Origin of the sequence: Vibrio sp. 10N.222.48.A3 (genome assembly GCF_041475345.1) — a bacterium.
Taxonomy (GTDB): domain Bacteria; phylum Pseudomonadota; class Gammaproteobacteria; order Enterobacterales; family Vibrionaceae; genus Vibrio; species Vibrio tasmaniensis_A.
In genome coordinates this window covers 1-7573 of sequence record NZ_JBFRVX010000232.1, presented here as the reverse complement: position 1 = coordinate 7573, position 7573 = coordinate 1, and the positions used below count along the sequence as shown (strand labels likewise).

Sequence of the window (7573 nt, the reverse complement as noted above, 5' to 3'; positions counted from 1 at the left end):
CTTTCTCGTGGTGCGCTTTCATCTGCGCCATCTTGTCCGCTTTATTACCTGAATGTTTTGCTTTCATCTCAGCACGGTTCGCTTCACGTATCTCTTTTAGCTCTGCTTTTTGAGCATCCGTCAGATCCAGTTGACGCATCACTTTTTTGTCAAAGCCGCCACACTTGCCGTGCATGCCTTTGTGGTCACCTTTATCGCCACCGCCATATGCGAACGCGCTTGCTGTACCTAACATAAGTGGAAGTGCCGCAGCTACTAGTACAAGTTTCTTAGTCATTTTCATAATTTTTGCCTCAATTCGGTATAATCAGTCATGTGTTGCGTTTGTTTTCAGCGCTTAGATATAGATTAGTCTTTCCCTCGTAAAGCGACGTTTAGAAAGCGTAAAGAATCGTAAAGAGTGAAAGTTGACGAATAATTAGCAGTATTATTAACCTATAAACAACTGATTAAGGCTTCCCAATGGCGAACATTCTTCTTATTGATGACGACACCGAGCTAACCGGCTTACTTAAAGACATACTGAGCTTTGAGGGATTCACTGTTTCCGAAGCCAATGACGGCTATGCGGGGTTGGAAGCTATCAATGATGAGATAGATTTGATTCTTTTGGACGTGATGATGCCGCGCCTTAACGGTATGGAAACGCTAAAGAAACTAAGAGAAAATTGGGAAACGCCAGTACTGATGCTGACAGCTAAAGGTGAAGAGATCGACCGTGTTATTGGCCTTGAGCTTGGCGCAGATGATTACTTGCCAAAGCCTTTCAGTGACCGAGAGCTGCTCGCTCGTATTCGTGCCATCTTACGTAGAACGCAGATCAACACCGCTCCTAAAGCAGCCAGTGATAAGATTCAATATCAAGACATTGAAGTATTTCCAGGTAAACAAGAAGCTTATTGTAATGGCCAGCTTATCGATCTTACCACCACCGAGTTCGCTTTGCTGAGTCACCTAATCCAGAACCCAGGGCAAGTGATCACCAAGGAAGCGTTGAGTTTGGATGTTCTGGGTAAAAGGCTGGCGGCGTTTGACCGCGCGATAGACATGCATATATCTAATCTGCGCAAGAAGATTCCAGAACGTACTGACGGTAAGTCTCGCATCAAAACCTTACGAGGCCGTGGCTACTTATTGGTAGAGGAAGATTAATGCGTATCCCTAAAATCACCAGCTTATATGGACGTATCTTTGCTATCTTTTGGTTCACCATGTTACTGGTGCTTTTGTCGGTACTGTCACTTCCCCATTTAGACCCGCGAGTGGCGCGCGATGTGCCTGCCGATCATCTCGATAAACTCGAACGTATCGCTAAATTCACAGAAAAGCGCTACGCCAAAGAATCTAACTTGGGAAAAATAGTGTTCCAACTTGAGGCACCGCGTAGCCGCAAGGATTCTCGTGCTCGTATTTACCTAACCGACCTTGAAGGCGCGGTCCTTACATCGAAAAGACACTCAAATTACAAACTTAAAGCGATTCGTAATTTTGTTACCTCGATAGATAACCCTGAATTACCCAAGCAAAAGTTATACGGACATTACATGGTAGCAGGGCCAGTCCCTATCACACTCGCTGGAGAAGAATTACTGATGTATGCCGGAGTAAAATGGAACCAACCTCCTCCATTTTTGCTGCGCTTATTTGATAGACCTTTACAGTTATTGCTTGCGGTAATGCTAGCAAGTACCCCACTGCTATTATGGTTAGCTTGGGCATTGAGCCAACCTGCTCGTAGGCTTGAACGCGCAGCACAACGTGTGGCGAAAGGTCAGTTTGAGGTCGATCCCACACTCGAAAAAGGCACCTCAGAATTCAGACAAGCGGGTGAGAGCTTTAACCAGATGGTCGAAGCGGTTAATCAGATGATTTCGGGGCAACAACGCCTACTTTCAGATATCTCACACGAGCTACGATCGCCATTGACCCGCCTTCGCATGGCCAATGCTCTTGCGATTCGTAAACAGGGTGAGAGCCAAGAGTTAGAACGTATTGATATGGAAGCTCAGCGATTAGAGCAAATGATCAGTGAGCTACTGACGCTATCACGCATGCAGGTCGACAGCCATATTACTCGTGAGGTTCAGCCTATTTCGAGCTTATGGGAAGAGATTTTAAAAGATGCAGAATTTGAAGCTGAACAGATGGGTAAATTACTGACGTTTTCAGAGATCCCAGACCGTTCTATTTCGGGTAACCCTAAGCTACTGATGAGTGCCTTGGACAATATTACGCGCAATGCTATCTACTACGGTAAAGACCAAGTCGATGTGCAATTCGATGTTGTCCAAGATCGGCTGACGATTTGCGTAAATGATAATGGCGATGGTGTGCCTGATGACGAACTGGATTCTATCTTTAGACCTTTCTACCGAGTTTCAACGGCACGAGATCGTAACTCTGGCGGCACAGGGCTTGGCCTAACCATTACAGAGAGTGCGATTCGTCAACACAGCGGAACCATCACTGCAAGCCGTAGCCAGCTCGGTGGATTACAACTCAAAATCACCCTGCCTATCCTGCCAGTGTAATACCCCTACAAAGATCGCAGTTGATAATGATTTCCATTATCATTATGGTAAGTCCTCTAATTAAGGAGGATTTACCATGTCACACTCTTTTCCTGCTCTACCCTACGCCTACGACGCCCTAGAACCTTACATTGACGCTAAGACGATGGAAGTGCACTACAGCAAGCACCATAGAACCTACTACGATAAGTTTGTTGCGGCGATTTCTGGCAGTGAACTTGAGCAGCAATCTCTGACCGAGATCTTCGCTAACATCTCTCAGCACAGCCCTGCCGTTCGCAACAATGGCGGCGGTTACTACAACCATATTTTATATTGGAACTGCATGGCTCAAGATGGCGGGGGTGAACCAGCAGGTAAACTTGGCGACGCGATCCAAAGTACTTTCGGAGATTTCGAGACGTTCCAAGATCAGTTCGCTCAAGCGGCAATCAATACCTTCGGTTCAGGCTTTGCTTGGTTGGTAGTAGAAGAAGGACAACTGAAAATCATCTCGACCTCAAACCAAGACAACCCGTGGATGGATACCATCGCCAGCAACGGTGAGCCGATTCTTGCACTGGATGTCTGGGAACACGCCTACTACATCAGCTACCAAAACCGTCGCCCTGATTACATCAATGCATGGTGGAACGTGGTGAATTGGAATGCGGTTTCTGAAAACTACGCACAAGCACTCGCGAATAAAGCGTAAGCCAATGGTGGTGAACTGTACTCACTCAGCTTGCCACCGTATACTCTGGCTATCTTTGATTATTCTTGTGAACCAACATGTTTGATATCGCTCTATACGAACCTGAAATTGCGCCCAATACGGGTAACATCATCCGCCTATGTGCTAACTGCGGCGCAAACCTGCACCTGATTGAGCCGCTTGGCTTTGATTTTGAAGAGAAGAAAGTTCGTCGTGCTGGCTTGGATTACCACGACCTAGCGCGTGTTAAGCGTCACAAGAACCTAGAAGCCTTTCTTGAGTATCTAGAGAATGAACGCGAGGGTGACTTCCGCATCTTTGCTTGCACGACAAAGACCACAGGTCACCACGTGGATGCGAAATTCCAACAAGGTGATGTGTTGATGTTTGGCCCTGAGACACGTGGCCTGCCTGCAGAGTTCATCGAAAGCATGCCAATGGAACAACGCATTCGTATTCCAATGATGCCAGATGCGCGTAGCCTCAACCTATCTAACGCGGTTGCTATTATTGCATTCGAAGCGTGGCGACAAATGGGCTTTGAAGGCGCGGTATAACCGAACGCTCACCCCCTGCTAGCAATAAAAAAGGCTCTTACCATTATCACTTTCTTGCGAAGGATAAAGGTAAGAGCCTTTTCTGTTTTTCCCTCTATATAAAGAAGAGATAAAAACAAAGAAGAGAAAAAACGGATTAGTTTAAGCGGTTACGATCGTTGTCATCGTCTTTCTTCTCAAATTCACCCTCAAAGGTGTTGCCGTCTTTTGATTGGTCGGAGGGATCGCGATTGAATGGGTCTTGTCCAAATGGACTCTGACCAAAACCAGCCTGTCCACCCGCATGGAAACCGCCAGACATATTGGTCACCACCATTTTTTCCATCATTTTCTTAGCAATCATCGCTCTTGGTGCTGGTAGCAATACCAACATACCGAGTGCGTCCGTCATAAAGCCAGGAGTCAGCAGCAATACACCAGCAACCGCAAGCATCACGCCTTCAAGAATCTGTTGTGCTGGCATTTCGCCTTGTTGTAATCGACCTTGCACAGACATAAGTGTTTGAATGCCTTGGCTACGAACAAGCGATGCACCAACAAATGCAGTAATCAAAACCAACGCAATAGTTAGCCACAATCCTAAGAAGCCACCAACTTGAATAAATAGCCCAATCTCAATGATGGGTACGAAGATAAATAGTAATAATAAGATAGGAAACACACGCCCTCCTTTGTTACATCCAGTTTACGCTGAAAGCCCTATCAATCTCAAATTTATCCTGTAAATAAGCGTGTTTATTGACCGAGAATAACTTTGCAAAATATTGACGAAACAAAACCGAAAAAGGTGATCAACTTAATATTTTTATGCGCTAAGTACAGTATCATGTGCCACATAAGTCAGGACGGATTTATCAGCCCAATATTCTAGCGAACGGAGTATTTGCACACAGAATAGGCTAATAACTAACTATATAATCAGAATAATTCTCTAAGGATCCTGTTATGGCTAATCTATCAGAAGCTCAAGTTGAAGCTCCTCAAGCTACTCGTCTCGAAGAAGATCTACTAGGTCAACGTCATGTTCCGGCTGATGCTTACTACGGCATCCACACTCTACGCGCAGTTGAAAACTTCAACATCTCAAATGTAACGATCTCAGATGTACCTGAATTCGTTCGCGGTATGGTGATGACAAAGAAAGCAGCGGCTTTAGCAAACAAAGAGTTAGGTGTAATCCCAAGCGAAGTAGCTAAATACATCATCGAAGCTTGTGACCTCATTCTAGACACTGGTAAGTGCATGGATCAGTTCCCATCGGATGTATTCCAAGGTGGTGCTGGTACTTCTGTAAACATGAATGCTAACGAAGTTGTGGCAAACGTGGCACTTGAACTTATGGGCAAAGAAAAAGGCCAATATGAGTTCATCAACCCGAATGACCATGTAAACCGCAGCCAATCAACTAACTGTGCTTACCCAACTGGTTTCCGTATCTCAGTTTACAACAGCGTTCGTAAACTGATTGACGCTATCGAATACCTAAAAGGTGCATTCGAGCTTAAGAGCCAAGAATTCAACACAATCCTGAAGATGGGTCGTACTCAACTTCAAGATGCTGTTCCAATGACGGTTGGCCAAGAGTTCCACGCTTGGGCTGTAACCATCAACGAAGAAATCAAAAACCTAGAATACACTTCAAAGCTATTGCTTGAAGTTAACCTAGGCGCAACGGCTATCGGTACTGGTCTGAACGCAGCACCGGGTTACCAAGGCCTAGCAGTGAAACACCTAGCAGAAGTAACGGGCTTAGAGTGTGTAGCGGCTGAAGATCTTATCGAAGCAACATCTGACTGTGGCGCATACGTAATGACGCACGGTGCACTTAAGCGCCTAGCGGTTAAACTGTCTAAGATTTGTAACGACTTACGTCTTCTTTCTTCAGGCCCACGCACTGGCTTTAACGAACTAAACCTACCTGAACTGCAAGCTGGCTCTTCAATCATGCCAGCTAAAGTAAACCCAGTTGTGCCTGAAGTTGTAAACCAAGTTTGCTTTAAAGTTCTAGGTAACGACAACACGGTTTCTTTCGCAGCAGAAGGCGGTCAGCTTCAACTGAACGTAATGGAACCTGTTATCGCACAAAGCATGTTTGAGTCTCTAGACATTCTAACAAACGCATGTGTGAACCTACGCGACAAGTGTGTAGACGGCATTACTGTGAATAAAGAAGTGTGTGAATCTCACGTATTTAACTCTATCGGTATCGTCACTTACCTAAACCCATACATTGGCCACCACGAGGGTGATGTTGTTGGTAAGATCTGTGCTGAAACAGGTAAAAGCGTTCGTGATGTAGTTCTAGAACGCGGGTTATTAACCGAAGAAGAACTTGATGACATTTTCTCTGTTGAAAATTTGATGCATCCTCAGTATAAAGCAAAACGCTACGAATAACGTTAGCGAAAAAGGGCTCCAAACGGAGCCCTTTTTTAGGCTCCAATACGGTTAACCATGTTAATTTTGTGGGTTTCTATTGGTTGCACTTTTGCGAAATAGAATCTAAACCATAGAACTATTATGTGAACATTCCAGCGGCGAATGTTCACATAATAAAATCTAAAATGAGGTGTTACTTATGATTGCAGTAGAACTATTTGTCGTCCTGCTCTTTATCTTTTTGGGGGCCAGAATTGGCGGTATCGGTATTGGTTTTGCCGGTGGTGCTGGTGTTATTGCCCTTTCACTGATTCTTGGCGTTCCAACAAGCCAGTCTTTCATCCCGATCGACGTAATCTTGATCATCATGTCGGTTATCACCGCAATTGCTGCTATGCAGGTTGCGGGCGGTATGGACTGGTTGGTACAAATTGCAGAAAACTTTTTGCGTAAACACCCTGAACGCATCACCTTTTACGCGCCGATTGTGACCTTTGTAATGACACTAATGGCCGGTACTGGTCACACAGCATTCTCTACGCTTCCTGTAATAGCAGAAGTAGCGAAAGGCCAAGGTGTTCGTCCTTCTCGTCCACTGTCTATCGCAGTTGTCGCCTCTCAAATTGCTATCACAGCTTCGCCAATCTCGGCTGCCGTTGTCGCTTTCGCAGCAATGCTGGCACCCTTTGGTGTTGATTACCTAACGCTATTGATGGTTTGTATCCCAACAACCTTCATCGCTTGTATGGTTGGTGCGGTTGTTGCTAACTACATGGGTAGCGAACTGAAAGACGATCCTGTTTACCAAGAACGTCTAGAGAAAGGCCTAATCAAACTGGCGACAGAAGAGAAACGTGAAATTCTACCAACAGCGAAGAGAGCAACGTACATCTTCCTAGCAGCGATTGGTTTCGTGGTTTGCTACGCAGCGGCTATCTCTAGCTCTGTTGGCCTAATTGAAAACCCAGCGCTTGGTCGTAACGAAGCGATCATGTCTGTGATGCTAGCAGCAGCAGCGGCTATCGTGATGTTCACTAAGATTGATGCTGCGAAGATTTCTTCAGCGCCAACATTCCGCTCTGGTATGACAGCGTGTGTTTGTGTACTTGGTGTAGCTTGGTTAGGTTCAACGTTTGTAAACGCACACGTTGCTGAGATCAAAGACGTAGCAGGTGCTCTACTGGCTGACTACCCATGGATGCTGGCTCTTGTTTTGTTCTTCGCTTCTATGCTGCTTTACTCTCAAGGCGCAACAACAGTTGCACTGATGCCAGCAGCTCTAGCGATTGGCGTAGCACCACTAACAGCCGTGGCTTCTTTTGCTGCAGTAAGTGCACTGTTCGTACTTCCAACTTACCCTACGCTGCTGGCAGCGGTTGAGATGGATGACACAGGCTCAACGCGTATTGGTA

The 7573-nt window shown here is 45.7% G+C and carries 8 protein-coding genes; 6 read left to right on the top strand and 2 right to left on the bottom strand.

Features of this window, described 5'->3' with window-relative positions; all coding sequences use genetic code 11:
* Positions 1-283, bottom strand: a 283-nt coding sequence (locus AB4653_RS07935) for a Spy/CpxP family protein refolding chaperone (protein WP_372103763.1), incomplete at its 3' end; no start/stop codon positions are given.
* Positions 284-462: 179 nt separating this feature from the next.
* Here AB4653_RS07935 and AB4653_RS07930 point away from each other — a divergent pair.
* The 4 genes from AB4653_RS07930 (at position 463) to trmL (ending at position 3782) form a co-directional block, all read left to right on the top strand.
* On the top strand, positions 463-1152 hold the full coding sequence (locus AB4653_RS07930; RefSeq protein WP_102258063.1) for a response regulator: 690 nt from the start codon (positions 463-465) through the stop codon (positions 1150-1152).
* Positions 1152-2531 carry an envelope stress sensor histidine kinase CpxA gene (cpxA, locus tag AB4653_RS07925; RefSeq protein WP_012604972.1) on the top strand — a complete coding sequence of 460 codons (1380 nt, stop codon included), beginning with the start codon at positions 1152-1154 and terminating at the stop codon, positions 2529-2531. Before AB4653_RS07930 ends, cpxA begins: the two co-directional genes overlap by 1 nt.
* A 76-nt stretch (positions 2532-2607) precedes the next feature.
* Positions 2608-3225, top strand: a complete 618-nt coding sequence (locus AB4653_RS07920) for a superoxide dismutase (RefSeq protein ID WP_012604973.1) — start codon at positions 2608-2610, stop codon at positions 3223-3225.
* A gap of 77 nt (positions 3226-3302) precedes the next feature.
* Positions 3303-3782 carry a tRNA (uridine(34)/cytosine(34)/5-carboxymethylaminomethyluridine(34)-2'-O)-methyltransferase TrmL gene (gene trmL, locus AB4653_RS07915; RefSeq protein WP_009844716.1) on the top strand — a complete coding sequence of 160 codons (480 nt, stop codon included), beginning with the start codon at positions 3303-3305 and terminating at the stop codon, positions 3780-3782.
* A 136-nt stretch (positions 3783-3918) separates the two neighbouring features.
* Here the strand turns inward: trmL and AB4653_RS07910 are convergent, their stop codons facing one another.
* Complete coding sequence (locus AB4653_RS07910) at positions 3919-4443, bottom strand: FxsA family protein (protein ID WP_009844715.1); 525 nt, start codon at positions 4441-4443, stop codon at positions 3919-3921.
* 284 nt (positions 4444-4727) lie between these two features.
* Between AB4653_RS07910 and aspA the strand changes: the two genes are divergently transcribed.
* Complete coding sequence (gene aspA / locus AB4653_RS07905) at positions 4728-6179, top strand: aspartate ammonia-lyase (protein WP_009844714.1); 1452 nt, start codon at positions 4728-4730, stop codon at positions 6177-6179.
* A 181-nt stretch (positions 6180-6360) separates the two neighbouring features.
* Positions 6361-7573, top strand: a 1213-nt coding sequence (locus tag AB4653_RS07900) for an anaerobic C4-dicarboxylate transporter (protein WP_372103760.1), incomplete at its 3' end; no start/stop codon positions are given.

Excerpts from the sequence above, each read along its gene's own strand:
- trmL (WP_009844716.1), top strand. The coding sequence starts at position 3,303 with ATGTTTGATATCGCTCTATACGAACCTGAAATTGCGCCCAATACGGGT.
- AB4653_RS07920 (WP_012604973.1), top strand. The coding sequence starts at position 2,608 with ATGTCACACTCTTTTCCTGCTCTACCCTACGCCTACGACGCCCTAGAA.
- AB4653_RS07930 (WP_102258063.1), top strand. The coding sequence starts at position 463 with ATGGCGAACATTCTTCTTATTGATGACGACACCGAGCTAACCGGCTTA.
- cpxA (WP_012604972.1), top strand. The coding sequence starts at position 1,152 with ATGCGTATCCCTAAAATCACCAGCTTATATGGACGTATCTTTGCTATC.
- aspA (WP_009844714.1), top strand. The coding sequence starts at position 4,728 with ATGGCTAATCTATCAGAAGCTCAAGTTGAAGCTCCTCAAGCTACTCGT.